We start from the raw sequence: 24,855 nt of genomic DNA, 5'->3' as shown, positions 1-24,855 counted from the left end.
AGCATTAAGGCAGAATGAGAAAACTATTCAAAAGTTTTAAATACGCCTTCCAGGGTTTGAGTTATGCTGCAAAAACACAGCTCAACTTTCGCATACATCTATGCGCTACGGCGATAGCGTTGCTGTTGGGCTGGTACCTGCGCATTTCGACCAACGATTGGCTGTGGGTAACTATGAGCATTGCCCTGGTACTCACTGCCGAATTGCTTAACACAGCGATCGAGATATTGACCGACATGATCTCGCCCGGCTGGAACGAAAAAGCCGGCCATGTAAAGGATGTATCGGCAGCAGCCGTAACTATCACAGCCTTTTTTGCCATAGTTGCGGGATGCGTTATCTTCTTACCCAAACTCATCGCGTTATTTTATGCTGCATAAAACCCGGGGCATCGTTTTTAAAACTACCGATTACGGCGAGAGCAGCGTGGTGGTGCAGATCCTGACTGAAAAATTCGGGTTGCAGTCGTACATCATCAACGGAGTAAAAAAGCCGAGAGCTAAGATAAGCCGTAACATGCTGCAGCCCTTGCACCTGCTCGACCTGGTGGTCTATCATAAAGCGAGCGGAAATATCCAGCGCGTATCCGAACTGAAGAACGACCCGCACCTGCAAAGCATCCCCTACGATGTGGCGAAAACTTCGATCGTGATGTTTTTGAACGAGGTGCTGTATAAAGCGGTAAAACACCAGGTTACCGACGAAAACCTGTTCAGCTTTATTTTTCACGGGATTGAATGGCTGGAGCACCAGGATAAGGGTATCGCTAACTTTCACCTGTTATTTTTAGTAAAGCTTACGCGATACCTGGGATTTTACCCGGAAAGTAACATCAATACCGATGCGGATTACTTCGACCTGAAAGAAGGCGTTTTTAAACGCTACAAGCCCGACCATGTGCTGTACCTGTCGCCACCGCATACACAAAATTTTAAAAACCTGCTGCAATACTCGTTCGAGAACCTGCACGAACTAAAGTTGGGTAACGACGAGCGCCGTTACCTGATAGCCAAGATACTGGAGTATTATGCGCTCCACATCGAAAACTTCGGCAATGTGTACTCGCACGAAATACTGGAAGAAGTATTAGGCTAAAACGCTGTTGATCACCCGTTCGAGCTCGTCGATATCGAAAGGTTTGGCTAAAAAGTTATCCGCACCGGCATCGCTGGCCAATACCTGGATATCGTTATTGGCTGAGAAATAGATAACCGGGATGTTCCGCAACTCGTCGGAGCTTTTGAGCGTGCGTGTAGCTGTAATGCCGCCTACGTCGGGTATCCAGTTGTCCATCAGGATCACATCAGGCTTGATGCCCGATACTTTGTTCACGATATCATTGCAATCGCCAAAGGTATGTACCTGCCAGCCCTGTTCTTCTAAAATATATGTACAGATGGACAGGATATCGTCATCATCGTCGAAAATGATAATACTTTTAGCGGAGTTATCGGGCATTGCTCAGATCAGGTTGATGGTTTTACGTAAAGGTGGTGCACAAAGTTTATTTATTCTGTATGAAAATACAAGTCACCTTGATAATCCAATAAATTATCAGCTTGGTTAAACGTTAACAAAGATGCCGTTGCTTTGTTTTGGCAACGGCACCTTTGCAGCTTTTTATTTTTGAGCGGCGGCTACTTCCATTGGGTTGGTACCGGTAGACTGACCTCGTGCAGCGGCTGCACGTTGTTTAAACATCTCGAATTTTGATGGCTGTGGCACTTTACCCCAGTAATTGTTGCTTTCGTCGATGTCGGCGGTTTCGCGCATCGGGTCTAAGCGGATGGCTGTAACTTCTTTGCTTTGTACGTAGAATTTGGTTACGTTCTTTTCGTTCAGGCGCCATATCTGTGCCGGTATACGGTCGATGGTTTTGGTGCCATCGGCGAAGGTAAATTCAACGATGATCGGCATTACTAAACCGCCTTTGTTGCTGAACGACAGTTCGTAAAAATATTTGCCCGCATATTTTGCTTTTTCTTCATCAGTAAAATCACCTGCCGGTGCGGGCGCTTTACGCGGAACCGGTTTAAAGTTTACTGTATCGATCTTAACAATACCACGGGCATATTTCCAGTAAAAATCCTGGGTTGAGGTATCGCGATCAGTGTAAAATTTAATGTTGGCATCCTCGCGGTTACGTACTTTGCTGATATCGTCGAAGGCGGGTAACAGCGGTTTTAAATAAGCAGGCGCAACAGGCAGGCCTTTATGCTCTGCCATCGAATTGCTGAAATCCGGTCGCGAAACTTTAACCGAGTCGAGCGAAATATCGCAGGCATCGGTGCCGTAGAACCAGCCACGCCAGAACCAGTCGAGATCCTCGCCGCTGGCATCTTCCATGGTGCGGAAAAAGTCGGCCGGTGTAGGATGTTTAAAGGCCCAGCGGCGGGAGTATTCCTTAAACGCATAGTCGAACAGCTTGCGGCCCATAATGGTTTCGCGCAGGATATTTAATGCGGTTGAGGGTTTACTATAAGCATTCGGGCCGAAACGGACGATGTTCTCGGAGTTGGTCATGATCGGTTCCAGCTCGTTCTTCGGCAGCTTCATATAATCGGTGATCAGGTAAGCCGGGCCGCGTTTGGTCGGAAATTTATTATCCCACAACTCTTCGGTCAGGTACTCCACGAACGAGTTCAGGCCCTCGTCCATCCAGGTCCACTGCCGTTCGTCGCTGTTGACGATCATCGGGAAAAAGTTATGACCAACTTCGTGGATAATCACACCCAGCATGGCATTTTTAGTGGCTTCGCTGTAAGTGCCATCCTTTTCGGTGCGGCCGTTGTTGAAGCAGATCATCGGATACTCCATGCCGTTAGAGGCTTCAACGCTTTGCGCTACCGGGTAGGGGTAGTCGAAAGTAAAGTGCGAATAGGTTTTAACTGTATGTGCTACGGCCTTGGTCGAATATTTGCTCCAAAGGTTATAAGCCTCTTTGCCGTAATAGCTCATACACATTACCTGCTTGCCGCCGATATTGACGCCCATACCATCCCAGATAAATTTTCGGGAAGATGTCCAGGCGAAGTCGCGCACGTTGTTGGCCACGAATACCCAGGTTTTTTTAGCTTCGCTTTTGGTGGTTTCGGCTTTCTTTGCGTCGGCCAGTGTTACGATCTCGACAGGTGATATTGAAGTTTTGGCTTTGTTGTAGCGAGCTAACTGGCCAGGTGTTAATACTCCAGCATAGTTGATACATTCGCCGGTACCGCCTACTACATGATCGGCAGGGACAGTTACCTGTACTTTAAAATTACCGAAAGTTAAGGCAAACTCGCCGCGGCCGGTAAACTGGTGGTTTTGCCAGCCCTGGAAATCGCTGTAAACGCACAGCCGCGGGTACCATTGCGTCATGGTGAAGAGGTAGTTGCCGTCTTCGGGGAAATATTCGTAGCCGCCGCGGCCGCCCAGCACCATGCGGTTGCTGATCTTATAGCTCCAGTCGAGTTTAAAAATAAACTGCTGACCGGGTTTTAAAGTATAAGGCAGGTCGATACGCATCATGGTTTTGTTGATGGTATAGCTCAGCGGTTTGCCTAAGGCATCGGTAAGCCTGCTTATTTTATCGCCATAGCCGTTATCGCCTTCTTCGGTCAGAGCGGGCATGCCGCCTTTGGGCATGGTAGTGCTGCTTTGATAATTGGCGTTATCGATATTGCTGTGCTGATTTTCGTCGAGCTGCAGCCAGATGTAGGTCAACGGGTCGGGCGAGTTGTTGAAATAGGTTACGGTTTCGCTGCCGGTGAGTTTCTGGTTCTTTTCGTCGAGGCTGGCTTTAATGTCGTAATCGGCACGCTGCTGCCAGTATTTTGCGCCGGGTGCGCCGCTGGCGGTGCGTTGTTCGTTAGGTGTACTTAAAACGCTGCCTAACTGCTCGAATTTGTTGCCATGATTGCTGCCTGGGTTGTTTTGAATATCCTGCGCCCGGAGCAAGCAGGTTGTGGTAATAGAAATGAATAAAAGAGTAAATAGTTTTTTCATTTTACTGTTAATTATCAAGAGGTCAGTTATTTAAAGCGGTAATCGTTCGAGCGCCATTTTTAAGGAGAGCGCAAAAGTTGCGGATGATAGAAATATCACCCAATCTCTGCGTGCAACTTTAAAAAAGTTTAATGCCACGGCCGTGATTATCAATATGATGGATACTACGGCTATCTGCCCGACTTCCAAGCCGCAGTTGAAGCCGAAAAGGCCCCAGCCGATGGTTTGATCGTGCGCCAGCATGATACGGATCGAATTGGCAAAGCCCATCCCGTGTATCAGCCCGAAACTTAGCGCAAGATAATAATTTATACTGATGGTTTGTGGCTTTAAACCAGCTAAACGCAGATTATTGAGTGCAGTAATCAAAATGGTACAGGGGATCAGGAATTCGACCCAATGATTTGAGAAGCGGACAACATCCAATACGCTCAAAATTAGCGTTAACGAGTGCCCGATTGTAAATGCCGTAACCAGGATAAGTATTTGCCTGATATTGTGAAAAGTATAAATGGCAACGAGGGATAAAATAAACAGTTGATGATCGAGTGCATCGGCACTGATGATATGGTGCCAGCCTATCCTGAAATAGAACGAAAAATCGGATAAGTATTGAGTAAGCAAGGATTGAGCCGGTTAACGTTTAAAATGTTAAAATTAAACCCTTTTTTTGCATTATTAAATTTTGAACGGCTTATGAACGCTTTGCTGCAGCAACATCTATTATATTGTTACTTATTGGTCGGTTTTTTGATGCCTGTAAAACCGGTTTCCGCATTAAGGCATCCGCTGCATGTAAGCACGGTTGATATTAACCTGAACCCCAGGAGCCATAAACTGGAAGTGATCTGCAGTATTTTTACCGACGATTTTGAGGCTGCGCTCGCTAAACAATCCGGAAGTAAAATCGACCTGACCTTACCAGCTTTGCACAACGCGATGGAAGAACCGGTGAAGAAATATACCCTCGGTCATTTGCAGGTCAAAGCCAATAGCAAGCCTGCTGCCTTGGCTTATATCGGTTTTGAACATGCAAAAGAAATTGTGAATGTGTATTACGAATCGACGGTACCAATCGCTGATTTGAAGGGTATCGAAGCCGAGGTAAGCCTGCTGTATGATTTGTATAATGATCAATCGAACATTGTGCACATCACCGTGAACGGCAAACGCCAGAGCAGTAAGATTGATTATCCGGACAGGAAAGTGACACGTGTGTTTTGAAAAAGAAGAATTAACAACTATAAGTTATCATCAATGAAAAAAATACTACCGGCAATTATACTTGCAGCACTTTGTGCAGGCTGCGGGCCATCAAAAAATAAACCGGCTTTAACAACCGACTCGCTGAAAACGGATGATAGTGTAACACGGCAAAGCATTTTAGCCGCCAACGAGGCTTACGTTAAACTATCATGCGATAGTTTAATGATCCTGCTGCTCAGGTCGGCCCCGATAGATAAGCAGGCATTGGCAGTCAGGCCGGAGATAGACAGCGTGAAAAATAAAATTGTTTATTTATCCTTCACAAAGCCGAACAAAATTACCAATACGCCGGGGTATGCGGTGCAGGTTGATTTTGGTAAAAAAGAAGTAAGGCACACTACTCCCAACCCCGAACAACTCACTTTTAATAAACCCCTGCTGGATTATATTATTGAGCGGCATTGTTATGAAAGCGATACGGCGAATGTTAACCCGCCGCATTGATTGATTGTTTTACACTTTCCAGTATTCAAACTTCTTATTGGTGAATATCGATTTAGGGATCATGGCATGTACACCTAAGGTTTTATCGACCACCTGGGTCACTTCAAAATCCACACCGGTGCTGCAGATGGACAGTGCTTCGTTAAAGGTAAAGCCCAATTCATCCCTAATAAAGCTTGTTGCCTGCGTGGCTGCATTTTTCATGGCAGTAGCCAGGTCGGGGTCGAGGCCGAGGGCGATAAAATGTGTCGGCGTTTCGGCGCGGACGTGTGTGATGTGCATATCCTTGCGGACGATAAATTTCACAATCAGCGTAAGCGAAGCTTCGATAGCTACACCGCTTATTTCGCCGTTACCCTGCCCGGCATGGCAATCGCCGGTTGTAAACAACGCGCCTTTGGCGGATACCGGCAGATAGAGCGTAGTGCCTTTTACAAGGTGTTTCAAATCCATATTACCACCGTATGGGCCGGGTGGGATGGAGCTTACACGGCCTTTCTCAGGTGCCGGCGAAACAGCCATCACGCCCATAAAAGGTTTGATAGGAATCTCCACGCCGGGTTTAAATGAAGCTGTATGCTTTTTAGTATCGTATTTGTAAACAAAGTTTTGGCGCGTAGTGACAGCATCGGGCAGGTCGCCGCCCTTTGGCCAAACGGCATTTACACCATAGCCGCTGCGAGGGATAACATCCAGTATTCTAACCTCTAAGGTATCGCCTGGTTCAGCGCCTTCGATATAGACCGGCCCGGTAAGCATGTGCCCGGTGAGGCCGGATGGCTCGGGTTTTACATTTTTATAAATGGCTATGATATCCTGCGCCTGCTCATCAATCGGCAGATTGTTTTCCTTAAAAAAAGCCTCTGGGTCGCGGCGGGTAATGCCGGTGGTGTTAATGGTTTGTATTTCTACGATGTCACCGTCCTTCACTTTGGCAACGGGCGGCACATCGGCGCCATAATATCCCCAAACCATGTTTTCGGGAATGGAGCGCACCACGTGGTCGGGTTTGATGGCAGGAGGAACTGGATTGTTATTGAGAATTTCATCGGCAGCCACCGCCCTGGCTGCAATTCCGCTTAAAGACAGTACAACGGCGCTGCCCTTTGCGGCAGTTTTTAAAAAGTTGCGGCGTGGGTTTTCGTTTCCGGTCAGTTGGTTCATGTCACCAATATAGTTATAAAACACCCGGTATTTTTTGTGTATCAAAAATCTTTCATTTAATCGGTAACCTTCTGGTATCATAGTTTATCAAATAGAAATAAATAAGACTTATTTTTATAGGAACCTTTTATTTGCCTATGGCCCAGGATTTTGATTTTTTGCCCGATTTAATATTGCGCTGCCCGTTACTTAGCTATAGGCAATATAGCTATGATAATTTAGATAGCCTGTTGCAGACGGAGTGGTTTAAACAAACGATATACCTTGCCAGCCCCGATTTTTATCACCGGCTTGAGATAGCGGGCTTTGAGGTGAGCTCATTGACCAGCAAAGAACGGCTAACTTTATGCAAGTACTATAACCGGATGAGCTTCAGGCCGACGCCATTTGGTGCATTTTCGTCGTTCGGTACCGTAAAATACGGAGAGGGCCCAACCAAAATACAACTGACCGGGGAAAACGTATGGCAATTAAAGCTTTTGCCCGATCAGCATATTACGGCCAGGCTCTCCCGAACACTGCTGGACAAAGGCTTGACTGAAGATTTATTTTTTAGCAACCCAACGCTTTATAAACTTAACCGCGAGTTTCGGTATATCAAAACACTTACCGCAACCGAAACCGGTAAAACGTCATACAGGCTGGAATCATTCGAAGCAAATGGTTTTACCAAAAAGCTATTACTGTTTTTAGCACAGGGGGCAGAGCGTTATCGAAATATCATCAATTACATTAAAGCCAATGCCGATTGCAGCGATGAAGATGCTATTGAGTATTTGCACTTCCTGATTAACGAGCAGATCATCATTTCGGGATATAGCACAACTATCCTGGGTGAAGATTATCTGCACCGGCTGCTCGGCAGCACTACATTAAAAACGAGTGCAAAACGACAGTTGGATCTCCTGCTTAAACAACTGGATAAGATTAAATTTCCTGATCTGAACGGTATTGAATTATACACCAAACAGGTAACAGATGTACTATCAGCAGACGGCGCAAAGGTACCTGCCCAACTGCTTTATGCTAACCTGGAACGGCCGGTAACCGGTACTGTCGGCATCGGTTACCAGCAGCAATTGCGCGAAGCTTTGCAATGCCTGCAGGTTTTATGTATACAGGGAGAGCCAGGTGCAGTGACTGATTTTAAAAGGCAGTTTAAGGCCCGGTTCGAACTTCAGAAAATCCCGTTACTGCAAGCGCTCGACCCTGAAACGGGGATACCTTATGGTACATCGCTCAATGCGGATACCAATAACCCGCTGCTCCAGGATATGCCTATCGACGACGGTCCGGCAACACCTGGAAAGATATCCTGGTCGGCGGCACACCGCCTGTTTTTAAAAAAATGGAATGCCTTAAATGCGGTGGAGATCGTAATTGATGATAATGATCTTGCAGGCCTGGCGCAGAGCCCTGTATTGCCTATGCCGCCGTCTATGTCCGTAATGTTCAGGATATACGGTAATATGGTTTATATAGAGGCCGCAGGAGGTGCCTCGGCTACGGCATTAATAGGTCGCTTTACTTTGTTAAGCACCTCGGTAAAAGCCATTGCTGCCGAAATAGCCAGGCACGAACAGCGAGCCAACCCGGAGGTAGTTTTTGCCGAGCTGAACCAGCTGTCCGATCATCACGTTGATAATATCAACCGCAGGTTGCCTGTGTACGATTATGAACTTGCCATAAACTCGCCTTTTGTTTTAACAGGTGATCAACAAATACAGCTTAACGATCTGGTATTATCGGTTGTCAACGATGAACTGGTCATCGAATCGCTGAAACTGAGAAAGCGTGTTATACCCAGATTGAGCTCGGCGTATAATTATCAGAACCATCAGCTGAGTCTCTTCAGGTTTTTGGCCGACATGCAGCACCAGGGCATCGGCTCCAATGTTACGCTCGACCTGGAAACCATGTTCCCTGGGATGCAGTTTTATCCCCGGGTAACTTATAAGCAAACCATTTTGTGCCTGGCCAAATGGTATCTTTCTGAAATTGAAATTAAGGCCCTTACGCAGGCCGACGCCATAAATGCTGTAAAAAAAGTAAGGCAATTTAAGACAGAGCATTCATGGCCAAGACATATTGCAGTTGGCCGGTCGGATCAGCAACTGATATTCGATCTGGAAGATGAAAAGCAGATCATTTTTTTTATCGATTGTATCAGGGCTGAAAGTAGTGTGAAAATTACTGAACACCTGATGGTCTACGATGAAAAAATAACCGACCAGGATATGAAACCGATGGTCAATCAGTTCATTACTATTTTACTGGCATCAAAAAGCTCGTATAAAGCGCTGCCTGCCCAGCGACAGCTGCCGATTAAACAGACACGCGAATTTATTACCGGGAGTAAGTGGATTTACTTTAAAATTTATTGCTCGCCATTGCGGGCCAACGAATTGCTGGTAAAAAAAATATTACCGGTGTTGCGCTTACTGAGCGGACAGATCGAATCGTGGTTTTTTGTAAGATATGTAGATACAGCACCGCATATCCGCCTGCGCATTTTTGTTAAGGAAGAGTATTTGGGTAAAATACTGACAATATTAAAGGCTAAGCTGGCTGTCGACGTTCGTTACCAGTTGATACAGGAGTACCGCGCCGACGTTTACCGCAGGGAACTGGAGCGGTACGGAGCAGATATTATCGAAGATGTGGAGGAAGTATTTGAAGCGAGCAGTAACCTGATTATTCATTATCTGAAGAAAGCGTGCAATCCAGATTTTAAGCACAGTTACCACAGTATGGCAATCGTTTCGGTGGCAGAGATTATCGCTATTTTTTTTGCTGATGTAACGGCGCAGATGAATTTTGCACAAGGTGCTGCCCAATCGTTTTTGCTTGAGCATAAGGATACAAAATCCCTGAAGTTTTCGCTTGATAAAAAATACAGGGTTTTAAGGGACGAGATAATTCAATTATTGAACGATAGCGAATTTTATTATAAAAAATTAAAATTAGCCGGCCTGAACCTGCAGTTGTATCAAACCATTAATGCTATTATTGATAAAGCCGGTAATTTTAGCGAAACCCGCAAAACGCAACTGGTTGTTGATATTATACACATGCATTTGAACAGGCTTTTCCCTGACGAGCAACGCTATCAGGAGCTCATAGTTTATCATTGCCTGTATAAGCATTTACAGGCCGTAATTGCCCGTTCGGTAAAAACGAATTAAGATTTCTCAGGATTGTTTACGTCCTGTTTTAACGGTAATGTTATCAATCAGGGCCATAAAATCCTCCTTATAGGTATAGCCCAGCGGCAATTGTATATGGGCCGGTAGGTGGATGGTATTACCCTCTACCGATTGTATTTTATGTACACTAACTATGTATGATTTATGCACCCTGATAAATTTAGTTTCGGGCAGGGCCGAAATCATCTCATTCATAGTTAGATAAGTAATGTACTTGCCGCCTTTATCGGTATAAATAATCACGTAGTTTTTTAATCCTTCGATGTATAGTACTTCGGAGAAATGTACCTGGATAACTTTCCCCCTTACACCTGGGTTGATGAACATTGACGACTGATCGTTATGTACCATATCTTTCATTCGGCTGTTGATAAAACGTTCCAGTTTTTCTACTCCCTTTAAAAACTTTGAGAACGATATCGGTTTCAATAAAAAGTCGACAGCATTATGTTCAAAAGCATCAACTGCGTAGTTACTGAAAGCAGTTGTAAATATAATAGGCATTTTATCGGGCAAAAGCTCAATGGCTTCTATGCCTGATATGTTGGGCATATCGATGTCCAAAAAAACAACATCCACCGATGGATCTGCTTTAAGCTGCAGGATGCCGTTCATCGGGTCGGTTGCTGCCCCGGCTAATTTTAGCCCGGGTACCTTGGTAATATAGTTGCTTAATATGTCTATGGCATGTTGTTCATCGTCAATTATATAACACTTCATTGTTTTCGGGGACTTTTATCAATAAATCTAATCGGTAGTGTCGTTCGTCCTGATCTATTTTAATTTCGTAACGGCCGGGGTAAGTCTGGTCCAGTCTTTTCTGTACATTTACCATGCCTATGCCTGATGAGAAGGCATGGTTGCGTTTTGTTTTTTTGTTACTGATGTGCAGGTGCAACTGGTCATCAGTAACATCAATATTAATCTCGGCAGGGTTTTGGGGATCAGACAGGTCGCCATACTTAAATACGTTTTCGATAATGGTGATCAATACCAGGGGAATGATCCGTATGTTGTCGATGTCACCAACGGTTGTAAAATTTAAATAGATCTTATCATTAAAGCGGGTTTTGTTAAGCGACAGGTAGTTGTCGATATGTGCAATTTCGGCAGCCAGGTCAACTTTGCCATCGCTTTCGGGTTCGGTAAAGGCGTACCGCATCAAATCAGCCAGGTGGATGATTTGATCGCCCAGGTCTTCGGAGTATTTGTAAACCTGGCTGTGCAAAAAACTCAGCATATTAAAAAGGAAATGCGGGTTTACCTGGGCCTTTAAAAATGCATATTGCGATGCCAGCAGGTTTTTTTGCAGCATTTCCTGTTCGAGGCGGTTTTGCAGCGATTGCTTATCGAGCTCGCTGATTCTCCTCCAGGAAACCAGAGTAACCCTCATAAATGCATAAGCGGTAGCAAAACCTATAAAATATATGCCGCGAAATATCGCACCTGTTAAAGAAGCGGAGAATGTGAGTATTTTTTGATTAGGTTTATAAATACCCATTGCAACATATAGTAATGGGACGTAATATTTTATAGCGATATACACAAACATCTCCAATAAAATATAAAGCGCAATTTTGAAATAGTCGGGCTTTCCGGCAACGGAGTTTTTGACGATGATAGCCGCGGTCAGATAAAATAAAGCGATGTTGATGATATAGAATGTGATATAGTCTATTATTTTTGAAAACGCTCCGGTGGTATAATAGGCCACTATCGTTTCATAAGTAATAAATAGCGCCCAAAACAGCAAGTGCCACCTTAATGCAAGAAGTTTAGAACCTATGAATCGTATCGATTTCATCTTAATAATTGCCCCTTAACTTAAATTTTGTCGTTATCAACTATTCGTTGGTGTAATAAATTTCATGCCCCTCATTGGCTGATGTAATTTAATCAAAAATTAAACTATTGCATCATGAAAAAGACAAACGCTAAACTTAACATCCCAAAAGTAAAAGCAATTCACTATTATCAACAAGTGAAAAACATCAAACGAGACGGTGACACCGATCCGACAACCCCAACAACAGTTATCCTGACCGGTATAATGAATAATGGTTGGTAATGCACCAACCTTTCCCCTGTCAAGTAAAAGGCTGTGAATTTGTTCGCGGCCTTTTCTTTTATAAAGATACTTTATTAAAGCTAATATCAATTAAAATAACCTTTTAAGTTGCATTGGCCCGGTATCAAATATTTTATATTGTATTTGATATTTAACATAAACTTCCTATTTTTAAGAAGTATTAAAATAGCTCTGCGGAGACTGTCGGTTTTCCCCAAACTTCTGTTCCGCGGCGTGGTGTTCCCTTTGTTTTTTCTTTATTCAATTTACTTAACCCATGAAGAAACTATTCGTGCTGTGCATGTTTTGCCTTGCTGCGTTATATTTAAAAGCGCAAAGTACATTTTTTGACCTGGCCCCGTCGGGAACGTTAACTACTACAGGTACTAATTTCAGCGGCGGCGCTATCGGGCGTAATTTTTCGGCGCTGACATCGCTTCAGGTCGGGCAGAGCCTTACGGTTGACCTCGGTGCATCATTACCTGTATCTGTTGTAACATTCGGCTCGTGGTTCGCTGCCGATAGCAGATTTATCCCGGTAGGCTATACTATAGAGCATAGCAATGACGCGGCAACCTGGACAACCGATGTTACCGTGACAAGCAATACCAGCCTTAATCCGGCGCACAATGTCAACCTGTCTGCAAGGTATTGGCGCCTGACGGTGACAGCCGTGCAAAGCGGGCAAACTTATGTAAGTATTTCAGGGTTCGAACTTGTGTCTTCAGGTTCAGGCGGAGCTATAGGTACAAATTTATGGAACACGCGCTGGGTGGGCGAGAATATATTTACCAATTCGGCAGTGAGTATAGGCACAACCGATCAGGTAGCTTTATTGACACTAAACAGCCCTGCTGGCGCCAATATGATATTACAGAACGCCGGGGCAAATATTGCAGGCCTGTCGGTTAACAGTACGTCATCAACATGGAACGGCGGAGGCGGTATCAGCCTTAACATGGTAGCTACCAATGCTGATATTAACTTCCAAACGGGCAGTCCGGCTGCAACAACCATGGTGGTAAAAAACAATGGCAATGTAGCCATTGGAACTACGACGCCATATGCCGGTGCAAAGTTTCAAACCCGGTTAAATACCAATGTTAATTTAGGAATTGACGGAGGTACAGGTAGCGGGTCGGTAAGGTTAGACGCATATAACGACGCATCGAGTGCCAATATTCCGCTCGAACTTCAGGGCAGTACGATAAGCCTGTATAGCAACTCGGGTACGTTGGGGCTTTTTGTCAATTCGTCGGGTAACGTAGCCATCGGCACCACCGACCCGAAAGGCTATAAACTTGCTGTTGCCGGCGACGGTATTGCCGAATCGATGACAGTGGACCTGCAGGCCAACTGGCCCGATTATGTATTTAAAAAAGATTTCTCGCTGCCTACCCTTGCCAAGTTAAAAGCTTATATCGATCAGAATCAACATTTACCCGAAGTGCCAACTGCCGGGCAGCTTGCCAAAACAGGGATAAACCTGGGGCAGATGAACACGCTGTTAATGAAAAAAGTGGAAGAGCTGACGCTTTACCTGATAGAGAAGGATAAACAGGACAAAGAAAAGGAAGCGTTGCTTCAATCACAGCAAAAACAAATTGATGAGCTTAAACAACAAATGGCCAGCATGATGACTGCATTACAACAAAAAACCAAAGCACAATGAAAAAGATATTTTTAGCCTTATCCGTTGCGGCCTGTGCAGCCGGCGTAACCCATGCACAAACTATATCGGCAACACCGCCTATTATTTACAATAGCAGTACAGGCGTTATCAGCTCACAGCCTGCAAGCGCGACTCAGGATGGGCACATCACCACAGGGACGCAAACCATAGCAGGTGATAAAACATTTACCGCAGACAACATTTTTTTGAGTACCAATTTTAAAATAGGCATAGGTGGAGGCAGCCAGCTTAGCAATGCGGCATTAGGGTACGGAGCGTTATCCGGCAACAGCACCGGTATAAACAATACTGCTATTGGTTATAATGCATTAGTGACCAATGTATCGGGCTCGAATAATATTGGTATCGGTAATTCGGCACTATCATCAACATCTGGCAGCACCAATGATAACATTGCACTTGGGTATGCTGTGGGGATACAGCTTACCGGCAGTTACAACACTTTTGTTGGGAACGGACAGGTTGCCTATACAACTACATCCGGTCAATATAACTCTGCATTCGGCCACGGTAGTGCAGGTCAGTTAACAACCGGTTCATTTAATACGCTCTTAGGCAGGGCTTCCGGCCAGGGTATTTTAACAGGAAGTTATAATGTCATTATAGGCCAAAACACGAGCATAGGCGATGTGAGCAATCACATTATCCTTGCCGACGGGCAGGGCAATAACAGGATGGTTATCAATAACCTGGGCAATCTTGGTATCGGGACAACATCACCTAATACGAAACTGGATGTTAATGGTGTGATCTCAATGCAACATTACGGCTATATATCTTCGATAAGGAGCCCTCTTAACAATTATACTAACCTAACGTTAGGTGGTGCATTAAAAGCAAATAGCGATGGTACCTATACAGTAACCGGCGACGGAGGGTCTAATTATTTCAGTGCGATAAAGATGGATAACTCAGGCGGAAATTTAGGTGCTATCAATTTTTACAGTGGGGCCAGTACAGGTGGTTCAGATTATAACCTTAGCGAGTCTGATTTAGCTAATTATCTAAAAATGACCATTGTTAACGGCAAGGTGGGTATAGGTAATAGTTCGCCAAGCGCCTTGTTAACGTTACAAGCTACCAGCGATGTAGCCCAATTGAGGTTATTGCAGTATAATACTGCCACAGCCGGTTACTCCCTCATGGAACATTCAGACGGAGGCTTGCGGTTTAACCGATTTGGTGCCAGTGCTGATGTGCTGACAGCCATGGCACTTGATCCGTTTGGCAATGTAGGCATAGGTACAACCAGCCCACAGTCCCGACTTGAAGTGCAAGGTTCAGATACAAACCCACTAACAAGTGGTATACAGGTTAAAAGCCCTTCCTACCCTCAATTGCTGCTCGACGCCACAAACGGGGGCACAAATGCAAAAGTGTGGAGGGTTATTGGCAGGTCATCAAATGATTTTGAGATTCAAGCACTCGACGATGCCTACGGCATTGAGACTACGGCAATGCAGATTAACAGAAGCGGTGCATCAATAGGGAACATCCTGTTTCCAAATGGAAATGTAGGCATTGGCACCACCGACCCCAAAGGTTACAAACTTGCCGTTGCCGGAAACGCCGTTGCCGAAAGCATGACCGTGAAACTGCAAGCCAACTGGCCTGATTATGTATTTAAGAAGGATTATTCGCTACCCTCGCTTTCGGAAGTAAAAACCTATATCGATAAAAATGCGCACCTGCCCGAAATCCCTTCGGCAGCCGAAGTCGAAAAAGACGGCCAGAACCTGGGTGAGATGAACAAGCTGTTACTTAAGAAAGTGGAAGAGCTGACGCTTTATTTGATCGAGAAGGATAAGCAGTTGAAATTGGTGGAAGAGCGCCTTGAAAAATTGGAAAATAAGCAGAATAAATAAATAGCTATTCCTGATTCCGAACAGCAGTTTGCCGCGTGAGTCATGTTGTTTTTTAGAATATATCATTACAATTTAAACTATATGATGATGAAGAAGCTTTGCTTAACTTTTATAGCGATAATTTCTGTAACCGGCTTTTCGTACGCGCAGTGGACGAGTGCCTCGGGTAATATCTATTACACCGGCGGCAATGTGCTTGTCGGTTCGACAACTGATAACACATCGGGGGCAAAATTACAGGTTACAGGCCCTGCATCGGTAACGGGTAATCTGGCGATAGGAAATACCGGCACATCTAATAATATTTACGTTATTGGTAATACCAGCGGTACCGGAGGCGGGGCTGGATTATCAGTTTTTAACGGCACTAATAATATAGGCTTTATTGGTAATTATAGCCTTAATACGGGCTCGTCATACGATCCCAGGTTTACCATCCAGTCGAACGTAAGTGCGGGTTTATATCTTAACCCCGCAGGGCAAAATGTGATCATCAAAGGAGCAACCGATGATGGTGTCCATGCGTTGCAGGTAACAGGATCAACAAGTATCTCCAATGATCTAAATATTGGAGGCTCAATTAACGGGTTTAAGTTTGGTGCTACTTCAGGTGGGTCTTACTATCTCGGCAACCAAAATGCGTTACCCACGTCAACAAGCTATCAAAACGTTGCTATCGGCAGCACTGGAAATTCCTTAACCAGTGGTTTTGCTAATTTCTTGGCTGGTGCAACAAGCGTAGGGATAAACGTTACTACCGGAAGCGGTAATACCGCGATAGCAGGTTACGGTGCCCTAAATAGCACAACTACCGGAAGTTATAATACTGCCCTGGGTAATCAAACCTTGTTTTCTAACCAGTCGAGTGATTTTAATACCGCTATTGGTGCCTACGCGGGTACTGATATTACCGGAGCCTACAATACGATGATAGGCGGCTATGCGGGGGTGGGCATGACCGGTAGCCGTAACACCGTCATCGGTTCATCGTGGCCTAATACTTCAGGCATAACAACAGGAAATTATAATACCATTGTCGGTAATGTTACGGGTTTAACGTCATCTCTGTCAAACAACATAATCCTTGCCGACGGGCAAGGTAACCGGCGGTTAAATATCAACGATCAGGGCTATGTAGGCATTGGTACAACAACACCAGCCTATCAGTTAGATGTCTCATCAGGTGGGTCAGGATTATATCAAATCCAGGGCAGGCTTTCAGGAATAGGCGGCCAGGCATTGATGTTCAGGGAATTATCCGGTTTGACAAAAGACTGGATTATCGGTACAAATTACAATGTCGGCGGACTTGAATTTACCCCGTCTACAGAGGCGTTTGGTACTACTTTTACGACGCCGGCAATGGATATTTTAGCTAATGGCAATGTAGGTATCGGTATAGCATACCCTACGGCTAATCTGCACATCAACGGATCAGCCGGTACAGGTACTATGGCTTATATCGGTAATGTTAACAATGCATCAACAACAGCAGATGCTTCTTTATTCATATCATCCGGAGGGGCAAGCGGTGGCAGCCCGCTGGTGCATTTTGATGTGAGCAGTGTAAGAGGCGCTATTATGGGGCTTGATAACGGCGATGACAGTAAATTCAAAATATCGGCTGCAGCCGGATTTCGCAACGGCGATTATCTGACGATTCTTACCGGGACAAACGCGGGCAATGTTGGCATCGGCACAGCAAGCCCTGCAACCAAGCTTGATGTTGTTGGCGGAACTGTTCAGGTAACGAATCCCAATCCTACCTATGCGCTTATCGACAACTCTAATTCAAATTATAGCTGGTCTGTACAAAATACAGCTGGTGCATACCGCTTTTACGATAATACCGCGAATGCCGAACGTATGCGGATTACAAACCAGGGCAGTGTAGTTATCGGAGCTACCGACCCCAAAAGCTACAAATTTGCCGTAGCCGGTAAGGCTGTAGCCGAAAGCATGACGGTTCAGTTACAGGGGTCGTGGAGCGATTATGTTTTTAAAAAGGATTACCAGCTAATGCCTTTAACCGATGTAAAGAGCTATATCGACAAAAACCAGCACCTGCCCGAAATACCATCGGCTGCCGAGGTAGAGAAAGACGGCCAGAACCTTGGCGAGATGAACAAGCTGTTACTAAAGAAAGTGGAAGAGCTAACGCTTTATCTGATTGAGAAGGATAAACAGGATAAGGCAAGGCAGCAGGAGATTGATGAGCTGAAAAAACAGATGGCTGGATTACTTAAAGCTGCTCAGAAAGATAAGCAATAACAACAGGCGGGATAAACATCGATATATAACAGATATTTTATGGGATACAGGTTTACCAAAGTCAGGAAAATAGCAATAGTATTACTACTCGTCTTTATTTTTAATACCCTGGCTCCCTCTGTTGCGCTGGCATTAACCTCAGGCCCCGTCCAGCCCGAAGCCCAGGGCTTTCAGCCGGCGGGTGTGTCGGACATGGTCGACCTGGAGACCGGCGATTTTAAATACAACATACCCCTGCTGGATATCGACGGGTATCCTATTAATCTGAACTACGCATCAGGCACCGGTATGGACGATGAGGCCAGTTGGGTGGGCCTGGGCTGGAGCCTTAACCCCGGAGCCATCAACCGGCAGGTAAGGGGCGTACCTGATGACCTCGCCGGCGACGAAGTGGAAACTTATCATTATACTAAACCGAAGATAACCGTTGGTACCCGTATAAGCGCTAAAGCCGAGCTATTCGGTAATGGCTCGTCCGATTCGAGTAAAAAAGGCCCGGGCCACCCGATCAGCTTTAACGGAACTTTGAGCCTTGGGATTTTTAGCGATAACTATACCGGTATCGGTGCCGATGTAAGCGCCAACGCCGGCATATCCATCAGTATGGCTAACGACGGGCCCTTGACAACCAGCCTGGGGCTTGGTATTACATCGGGCACTGCATCGGGTGTTGATGTTAGTCCGAATATTTCCATGTCGCTAAGCGAAAAGGCCAAACACGACCAGACTGTAAAAGCCGGCTTGAACGCTTCGCTGGGATACAATACCCGCTCGGGCATGAAAGATTTGACACTGGGTTCGAGCTTTAATTATTCGAAAGTAAAAAAGGAAGTAGACGATAAAGGTAAAGTAACATCAGAATACGAAACTACAGGCGCCAACTTAAATGCAGGCGGCTCATTCATCTCGTTCAATACCGAACCCATCACACCTAAAATAGAAATACCCTATACTACGCAGTACGACTCCTTCAGCTTTGATGGTGGTGGTAACGTCGGTCCTTTTTTTCTTGGCGGCGGGTATACCGGTTACCGGAGCATACGTGCTGTAGCTGCCCCTGCCCACAGAAACCCGGAATATGGTTTTTTATATGCCGAGCGCGGTAAGGATAACCCGCGTGCTGTAATGGATTTTATCCGCGAAAAAGAAAACCCGATCATCCCCGAGTTGCCCAACCTTGCGCTGCCTGTTTCAACCCCCGACCTGTTTACCTATACCAGCCAGGGCGGCAGCGGGCAGTTCAGGCTGTACCGCGGCGGTACCGGTGCGTATTTTGATAATACCGCAGGCGATACTACTACCCAGCATACACTCGGTTTCGACGCTGGTTTTGGCGCTTATGCGCATGGCGGTGTTACCTTATTTAAACAGGAAACCCGGTCGACCACCCGTAAGTGGACAGGCGACAACGATTATTTAACCAAGGGCGATTTTCAGGATGCCTCGTTAACCAACCCTTCGGCGCAGCACGTTTATTTTAAACAGGTGGGCGAAAAGACGCTCGAAGACTCAGATATGGTATTCAGTAAGCTGCATGGTACTCAGCCCATAGCTATCAGTATTGCCGGTAAAACAGCCAACGCGGCGCTGCTTACCAACGGTAATAGTTTTTTAAGCAATGTAAGCGATACCATCCAAAAGCGGCACCGGCAAATCAATCGCACGGTCATCACTTACCAAACAGCTAAGGAAGCATCAAAAGCCGGTTTTGACAGGAGAATATCCTATTACCCCTTTAATAATTACAGTACAAGTACACCTTTCTCTCCACCGGCCAATCATCGGCCCGTAGCAGATTCGTTAGTAGCGAGAGACAGTGGCTACCGCAAACCTCATCATATATCGGAGATAACTGTAACCGACGATGGCGGCAAACGGATGGTATACGGTATGCCGGTTTATAACCTCACACAGCAGGAATACTCGTATGCTATCGGGAGTAATTATACTTTAAACTCAAACAGCCTGGTATCGGCGGCGGCCATAGGCGCTGCGCCCCGCAACTCATCCTATCAGTTTAACAACAGCATCGATAACTATTACCATCGCGAAACGCAGCCGGCTTATGCATCGAGCTTTTTATTGACCGAAATTCTCTCGCCCGATTATGTGGATAAGACCGGTGACGGTGTTACCGATGATGACCTGGGGACTGCGATTAAATTCAACTATTCGAAGATCGAAAAGTTTTGCTGGCGCACGCCTTTTAGCCAGGCTACATTAAACAAATGCATGCTGGCCGATGCGCTTGATGATAAGGCCAGCGTAGTTTACGGCGAAAAGGAGCTGTGCTATATCAGCTCGATAGAAACGAAAACCAAAGTTGCCTACTTTATTACCCAGGACAGGGCCGACGCGCTTGGCGTCAATGCTTCCGGGGTGCGTATCAGCGGTGTGCACCAGAAATGTTTACGGGAGATCAGGCTATACTCGAAAGCCGACAGGAGCAAACCCATCAAAGTTGTCAAGTTTGAATACAGCTATGAGCTATGCCCGGGCGTACCTAACTCCACCGCCGGCGGCAAACTGACATTAAAGAAGGTATGGTTCGAATACGGCAACGTCGACAAAGGCAAATATCACCCCTACCAGTTCGCTTACAATACCAGCAACGGGCAAAATGTTCATTATAAAGACATGAGCACCGACCGCTGGGGTATTTACAAACCTAACCCCGCTGGCAGCACCCTGTTAAAAAACGACGAGTTCCCTTACACCGGACAAGCTAACCGCGATACCATATCCAAATACGCGGCTTCATGGCACCTCGATCAGATCACCTTACCGACGGGTGGCGTGATCAGGGTAACCTACGAATCGGACGATTACGCTTATGTGCAAAACAAACGCGCTATGATAATGCAGCGTGCGCCGCAACTGATTGATTCGGGCGGCACCGTGATCGATTCGACTCATTTAAGCAGCGCACAGGGGCTGGCGTTCCACATCGATTCGGTACCGCCTGCAGGGACTACTGATTATACAGACTGGTTTAAACGAAAGTACCTGAATGGGTCGGACTACCTGTATACCAAACTGTATGTCAAAGTATCGACGGATCTGAGCGAAAGCGGCGGCAAGGATTACGATTTTGTGCCTTGTTATGCGCAGGTATCGAGTGCGACTATCAGCGGTAATACCGCTAAAGTGTTTTTTGCCAACGCCACCGATGAAAATGTAAGCGCCAACCCGATTATTATGGCGGCCTGGCAGCGTATGAAAAACGAGTATCCGCGCTATGCTTATCCCGGTTTTGATACCCGGACAAAGGATGGCGACGGCAAAACCGACATCATCAAAGCGCTGCTCGCTGTTTTTCATGCGATAGGTAACCTGGACGAACTGCGCGAGAACTTTTACGACAAGGCGCGCAGCCGCGGATACGCATCTACAGTTAATTTAGGTAAAAGCTTCATCAGGCTCACCAAGGCCGACGGCTTTAAATTGGGCGGCGGCATACGGGTGCAGAAAATACAGATCAGCGATGATTGGGCCACCATGTCGGGCAATTCGGCGGCATCTGCCGGGGCCTACGGGCAAGCCTATAGCTATACCACAACCGAGGATGGGCAAACCATCAGCAGCGGTGTGGCGGCTTACGAGCCAGCCGTAGGCAGCGACGAGAACCCGCTGAAACAACCGGTGCCTTATGTTGAGCATATTAACGGCGCGCTCGATAATTTTTACCAGCTGGAGGAGCCTTTCGGCGAATCGTTCTTCCCGGCGCCATCGGTGGTGTACAGCAAGGTTACCGTGCGCGATCTGAATAAAGACGGTTCGGTGGATGCGAACCCCAAGACAGGTTTTATAGTCGACGAATTTTATACCGCTAAGGATTTCCCGGTGCAGGTGCATGTGTTGCCTATGCAGAAAAACGAGAACAAGCCTGCTAACTTCCTTTCGTTTATCGGCGGCGTAAGTGTTGATGAAATGTGCATGTCGCAAGGGTACAGTATCGAACTGAACGATATGCACGGCAAACAAAAAGCAACACGCGTGCTTAACCAGGCGGGCGCCGAAATATCGTCGACAGCCTATTACTACAACGCCGAAAACAGCAGTGCCGGCGAAATGCGGCTTAAAAACAAGGTCGATATTATCCGCAGCAACGGGCGGTTAGACACGGCACGGGTTATTGGTCGTGACATCGAGTTTTTTACCGATTTCAGGGAAGACGAAACACGTAACCGGGGACAATCGATTGGTTTCGGCGGAGACTTGACCCCGCTGGCGATCATACCTTTATTTATCCCGCACTGGCCGTTGGCCGATAATAATGAAGATAAACTGTTCCGTTCGGCCTGCGCGGTAAAGGTGAGCACCTATTATGGTATAGTCGATAAGGTGATTAAAACCGAAAATGGATCGAGCATAACTACCCAAAATATTGCTTATGATGGTTTAACGGGCGAACCCCTGGTTACGCGAACGCAAAACGAGTTTGATAAAGATATTTACTCGGTTAACCTGCCGGCCTATTGGGCTTATGACGGGATGGGGCTCGCCTGTCAAAACCTTGGCGTGGTGATGAAAGATTTTAGCACCAACAGCAACGGCGAAGTATTGGGCAGTTACAGCAACTATCTGCATGCCGGGGATGAGATAGCCAATATTAACAATACGGTTACCGGCACAAGGCGCTACTGGGTGATCGATAACGCGGCTATAGGCACATCAGGCAATAGTAAAAAACTGATCGACAGTGCCGGGAACATTAAAGTGCTTGCACCGGCGATGGTTAAGATCGTTCGCTCCGGTTACCGCAATATACTAAGCGCCGGAACGGCCAGCGTGGTTTGTTTGAATAACCCTATCCAGAACAATGTTTTAAGGCTGACTCTCAACACCGATCTGACTGCATTAAAAGTGATCAATGCTTCGGCCACAACTTATGATGAATATTGGGGCCAACCACTGCTCCGCTGCCTAAACCCGCCAACATCCGGCTATGGCGGCGATGGCGTGCCACCGCCCGATACCAATAACTATGTGCTTAACCCTTATGTTGAAGGCTTTTTAGGTAACTGGCGCTTGTACCAAAGTATGGTTTACCAGCAAAGCCGCAAGTATAACGATGTTTTTAACCCGGCAAACAATGCCGTCGATGTGAAGAACGCGGGTTATATCAATAGTTTTTATGCCTACTGGTACTATGGTGCCACCGGCAAATGGATAGTAAATACCGCAGCTACCCGGTGGACGATAGCCAATACGGTGACTTTGTATGATAAATACGGGCAGCAACTGGAAAACAAGGATGCCCTGGGCAGGTACAGCGCTGCAAAGTTTGATTTCAACGGCGAGCTGCCCTCGGCAGTAGCATCAAACGCGATGAGTAAGGAAATTTATGCGAATGGCTTTGAGGATACCAAGTTTGCGCCGGGTACGGTAGCAAGCACAGGCACAAGTAGCTGCCCGGAAGAGTTTATCGGATCGGGAGGGCTAACGATCAAGCAGATGGTGGATAGCAGCGTATCGCACACCGGTAATTACTCGATACTGTTGCCGTCGGGCGGAATGGGGCTGATATCTAAAATCCATAATCAAACACAAAAAGTGGCTGCTTACCTGGGCTTCGATGGCAGTATGCAATACATCACCCGTAATGCCATCGATGGTTTGTACCCGCATGGCTTTGAACCGGGAACAGGTAAAGCCTACATTTTTAATGCCTGGGTAAAAGATGGCTTGCCAATGGATACTGCGACCCATATCTCGGTAACGATTAACGGCAGCCCGGTTACCCTGACGCGTAAAGCTACCGTTGAAGGCTGGAAACTGGTTGAAGGTACATTTACATTGGGCAGCTTTATGTTAAGCACTCCGTTTACGATGCAGGTATCTCCTACGACATCCAATGTGCATATCGATGATATCAGGATGCACCCTTTTAATTCGCACCTGAAAACTTACGCCTACAACGATAAAAATATGCGCCTGATGGCAGAAATAGACGAAAATGGTTTTGCCACTTTTTATGAATACGACGAGGAAGGTTTGCTGGTGCGGGTTAAAAAAGAAACGGAACGGGGGATAATGACACTGAAAGAGAGCCGGTCATCGTACCGGAAAACACTTTAAGGGAGTAATGATGAACAATAGCAAAAGAATAAAAGGACTTGTATTTTTCACCATGCTGATGGCGATAACTGCTTTTACCTGGGCATTAGGCCATAAAATATTGAACTGGCAGGTTATCCATCGCCCGGAAAAAGCTGTATATGCACAGCCGGTTCGCAAAACTCCTGTTTATAACCAGGCTATCCTGCAAAAGTTTGCGACCGTTTGCCAGGTATTCAACATGCAAAAACCGGTTTTTACCTGCTCGGGCGTGATTAATGTTACCGATGGCGCCGATAGCAGCAAGAGCATCAGGAATTTGACTTTTACGATGTGCAAAAAGGGCAGCGATTGTTTTTACCAGTTTGGCCATACCGTGATACTGAATGCCCGGGGGAAGTATATCTGCATAGAGAATGATCAGAAAAGGGTGATCGTTACCGAACAAAAAAGCTTTATTGATGCGCCGTTGCCTGATATGTCGCAGATGGCTAAGAATATGGCTGCCGACTATTATAACCTGACAGACAGCGTTGCGGGTAAAAACGAAACCATCGCCTTTGTGAACGAAAGGCACATTACCTGCAAGGAGTATGCCATCACTTTTGATACGCTGAGCAAAAAGGCGAACCGGGTTTATGCGAGGCTGACCAATTTTAAGGCGCCTGAAAGAAAAGACAGGGAAAAAATAATAGAGATTACGATAGCTGAATGCGACGATACTGCCGATGTGGACAAATATGTCGGCAGGTACACGGCAATCCGGCAGGCAGGTAATAGCACAAAGCTAACAGGGAAATATACAGGTTACGAATTGATCAATTTATAGAA

The 24,855-nt window shown here is 46.1% G+C and carries 17 protein-coding genes; 11 read left to right on the top strand and 6 right to left on the bottom strand.

Going from position 1 to position 24,855, the window contains the following annotated elements:
- The first annotated feature begins 14 nt into the window (after nt 1-14).
- Nucleotides 15-380: a diacylglycerol kinase family protein gene (locus tag BEL04_RS18960; protein WP_066006420.1), complete on the top strand. Its 366-nt coding sequence runs from the start codon at nt 15-17 to the stop codon at nt 378-380.
- Nucleotides 370-1,095: a DNA repair protein RecO gene (gene recO, locus BEL04_RS18955; RefSeq protein WP_066006418.1), complete on the top strand. Its 726-nt coding sequence runs from the start codon at nt 370-372 to the stop codon at nt 1,093-1,095. The genes BEL04_RS18960 and recO overlap by 11 nt, the downstream gene beginning before the upstream one ends.
- Here the strand turns inward: recO and BEL04_RS18950 are convergent.
- From BEL04_RS18950 to BEL04_RS18940, 3 genes are all read right to left on the bottom strand, one after another.
- Nucleotides 1,087-1,458 carry a response regulator gene (locus BEL04_RS18950; protein WP_066006416.1) on the bottom strand — a complete coding sequence of 124 codons (372 nt, stop codon included), beginning with the start codon at nt 1,456-1,458 and terminating at the stop codon, nt 1,087-1,089. The genes recO and BEL04_RS18950 overlap by 9 nt on opposite strands.
- A 162-nt stretch (nt 1,459-1,620) precedes the next feature.
- Entirely contained in the window at nt 1,621-3,987 is a 2,367-nt protein-coding gene (locus BEL04_RS18945) for a M1 family metallopeptidase (protein ID WP_066006414.1), read from the bottom strand.
- 30 nt (nt 3,988-4,017) lie between these two features.
- Nucleotides 4,018-4,611: a HupE/UreJ family protein gene (locus tag BEL04_RS18940; protein WP_066006412.1), complete on the bottom strand. Its 594-nt coding sequence runs from the start codon at nt 4,609-4,611 to the stop codon at nt 4,018-4,020.
- 129 nt (nt 4,612-4,740) lie between these two features.
- Here BEL04_RS18940 and BEL04_RS18935 point away from each other — a divergent pair, with 129 nt between their 5' ends.
- Together BEL04_RS18935 and BEL04_RS18930 are read left to right on the top strand one after the other, a co-directional pair.
- Nucleotides 4,741-5,211, top strand: a complete 471-nt coding sequence (locus tag BEL04_RS18935) for a DUF6702 family protein (protein ID WP_139113112.1) — start codon at nt 4,741-4,743, stop codon at nt 5,209-5,211.
- Between the two features lie 33 nt (nt 5,212-5,244).
- Nucleotides 5,245-5,697, top strand: coding sequence for a hypothetical protein (locus tag BEL04_RS18930; protein WP_066006408.1), 453 nt, complete (start codon nt 5,245-5,247; stop codon nt 5,695-5,697).
- Between the two features lie 9 nt (nt 5,698-5,706).
- Here BEL04_RS18930 and BEL04_RS18925 read toward each other — a convergent pair whose 3' ends face one another.
- Nucleotides 5,707-6,861, bottom strand: a complete 1,155-nt coding sequence (locus tag BEL04_RS18925; protein ID WP_066007279.1) for an acetamidase/formamidase family protein — start codon at nt 6,859-6,861, stop codon at nt 5,707-5,709.
- A 137-nt stretch (nt 6,862-6,998) separates the two neighbouring features.
- Here BEL04_RS18925 and BEL04_RS18920 point away from each other — a divergent pair, with 137 nt between their 5' ends.
- Complete coding sequence (locus BEL04_RS18920; RefSeq protein WP_066006406.1) at nt 6,999-10,046, top strand: lantibiotic dehydratase; 3,048 nt, start codon at nt 6,999-7,001, stop codon at nt 10,044-10,046.
- Nucleotides 10,047-10,052: 6 nt separating this feature from the next.
- On the opposite strand, the gene BEL04_RS18915 is transcribed toward BEL04_RS18920, so the two are convergent.
- Both BEL04_RS18915 and BEL04_RS18910 read right to left on the bottom strand, forming a co-directional pair.
- On the bottom strand, nt 10,053-10,787 hold the full coding sequence (locus tag BEL04_RS18915; protein WP_066006404.1) for a LytTR family DNA-binding domain-containing protein: 735 nt from the start codon (nt 10,785-10,787) through the stop codon (nt 10,053-10,055).
- Nucleotides 10,768-11,871, bottom strand: a complete 1,104-nt coding sequence (locus tag BEL04_RS18910) for a sensor histidine kinase (RefSeq protein WP_066006402.1) — start codon at nt 11,869-11,871, stop codon at nt 10,768-10,770. The genes BEL04_RS18915 and BEL04_RS18910 overlap by 20 nt, the downstream gene beginning before the upstream one ends.
- Before the next feature lie 114 nt (nt 11,872-11,985).
- On the opposite strand from BEL04_RS18910, the gene BEL04_RS24445 reads away from it, so the two are divergent.
- From BEL04_RS24445 to BEL04_RS18885, 6 genes are all read left to right on the top strand, one after another.
- The gene (locus BEL04_RS24445) at nt 11,986-12,135 is read left to right on the top strand and encodes a hypothetical protein (protein ID WP_175404114.1); all 150 of its coding nucleotides are present in this window, start codon (nt 11,986-11,988) and stop codon (nt 12,133-12,135) included.
- Nucleotides 12,136-12,412: 277 nt separating this feature from the next.
- Nucleotides 12,413-13,807, top strand: a complete 1,395-nt coding sequence (locus tag BEL04_RS18905) for a hypothetical protein (RefSeq protein ID WP_139113111.1) — start codon at nt 12,413-12,415, stop codon at nt 13,805-13,807.
- A complete protein-coding gene (locus tag BEL04_RS18900; protein ID WP_066006398.1) occupies nt 13,804-15,693 on the top strand; it encodes a hypothetical protein in 1,890 nt (629 codons plus the stop codon). The genes BEL04_RS18905 and BEL04_RS18900 overlap by 4 nt, the downstream gene beginning before the upstream one ends.
- A gap of 81 nt (nt 15,694-15,774) precedes the next feature.
- Nucleotides 15,775-17,964 (top strand): hypothetical protein, encoded by a 2,190-nt coding sequence (locus BEL04_RS18895; RefSeq protein ID WP_066006396.1) that lies wholly within the window; start codon nt 15,775-15,777, stop codon nt 17,962-17,964.
- Nucleotides 17,965-18,003: 39 nt separating this feature from the next.
- On the top strand, nt 18,004-24,045 hold the full coding sequence (locus BEL04_RS18890) for a hypothetical protein (RefSeq protein ID WP_066006394.1): 6,042 nt from the start codon (nt 18,004-18,006) through the stop codon (nt 24,043-24,045).
- A 7-nt stretch (nt 24,046-24,052) separates the two neighbouring features.
- Nucleotides 24,053-24,853 carry a hypothetical protein gene (locus tag BEL04_RS18885; RefSeq protein ID WP_139113110.1) on the top strand — a complete coding sequence of 267 codons (801 nt, stop codon included), beginning with the start codon at nt 24,053-24,055 and terminating at the stop codon, nt 24,851-24,853.
- Nucleotides 24,854-24,855: the final 2 nt, after the last annotated feature.

Source organism: Mucilaginibacter sp. PPCGB 2223 (assembly GCF_001705515.1).
In the GTDB taxonomy this organism is placed as follows: domain Bacteria; phylum Bacteroidota; class Bacteroidia; order Sphingobacteriales; family Sphingobacteriaceae; genus Mucilaginibacter.
The sequence above is the reverse complement of the archived record's forward strand: the minus strand, read 5'-3'. Positions and strand labels throughout refer to the sequence as shown.

Excerpts from the sequence above, each read along its gene's own strand:
- BEL04_RS18960 (WP_066006420.1), top strand. The coding sequence starts at position 15 with ATGAGAAAACTATTCAAAAGTTTTAAATACGCCTTCCAGGGTTTGAGT.
- recO (WP_066006418.1), top strand. The coding sequence starts at position 370 with ATGCTGCATAAAACCCGGGGCATCGTTTTTAAAACTACCGATTACGGC.
- BEL04_RS18950 (WP_066006416.1), bottom strand. The coding sequence starts at position 1,458 with ATGCCCGATAACTCCGCTAAAAGTATTATCATTTTCGACGATGATGAC.
- BEL04_RS18945 (WP_066006414.1), bottom strand. The coding sequence starts at position 3,987 with ATGAAAAAACTATTTACTCTTTTATTCATTTCTATTACCACAACCTGC.
- BEL04_RS18935 (WP_139113112.1), top strand. The coding sequence starts at position 4,741 with ATGCCTGTAAAACCGGTTTCCGCATTAAGGCATCCGCTGCATGTAAGC.
- BEL04_RS18930 (WP_066006408.1), top strand. The coding sequence starts at position 5,245 with ATGAAAAAAATACTACCGGCAATTATACTTGCAGCACTTTGTGCAGGC.
- BEL04_RS18925 (WP_066007279.1), bottom strand. The coding sequence starts at position 6,861 with ATGAACCAACTGACCGGAAACGAAAACCCACGCCGCAACTTTTTAAAA.
- BEL04_RS18920 (WP_066006406.1), top strand. The coding sequence starts at position 6,999 with ATGGCCCAGGATTTTGATTTTTTGCCCGATTTAATATTGCGCTGCCCG.
- BEL04_RS18915 (WP_066006404.1), bottom strand. The coding sequence starts at position 10,787 with ATGAAGTGTTATATAATTGACGATGAACAACATGCCATAGACATATTA.
- BEL04_RS18910 (WP_066006402.1), bottom strand. The coding sequence starts at position 11,871 with ATGAAATCGATACGATTCATAGGTTCTAAACTTCTTGCATTAAGGTGG.
- BEL04_RS24445 (WP_175404114.1), top strand. The coding sequence starts at position 11,986 with ATGAAAAAGACAAACGCTAAACTTAACATCCCAAAAGTAAAAGCAATT.
- BEL04_RS18905 (WP_139113111.1), top strand. The coding sequence starts at position 12,413 with ATGAAGAAACTATTCGTGCTGTGCATGTTTTGCCTTGCTGCGTTATAT.
- BEL04_RS18900 (WP_066006398.1), top strand. The coding sequence starts at position 13,804 with ATGAAAAAGATATTTTTAGCCTTATCCGTTGCGGCCTGTGCAGCCGGC.
- BEL04_RS18895 (WP_066006396.1), top strand. The coding sequence starts at position 15,775 with ATGATGATGAAGAAGCTTTGCTTAACTTTTATAGCGATAATTTCTGTA.
- BEL04_RS18890 (WP_066006394.1), top strand. The coding sequence starts at position 18,004 with ATGGGATACAGGTTTACCAAAGTCAGGAAAATAGCAATAGTATTACTA.
- BEL04_RS18885 (WP_139113110.1), top strand. The coding sequence starts at position 24,053 with ATGATGAACAATAGCAAAAGAATAAAAGGACTTGTATTTTTCACCATG.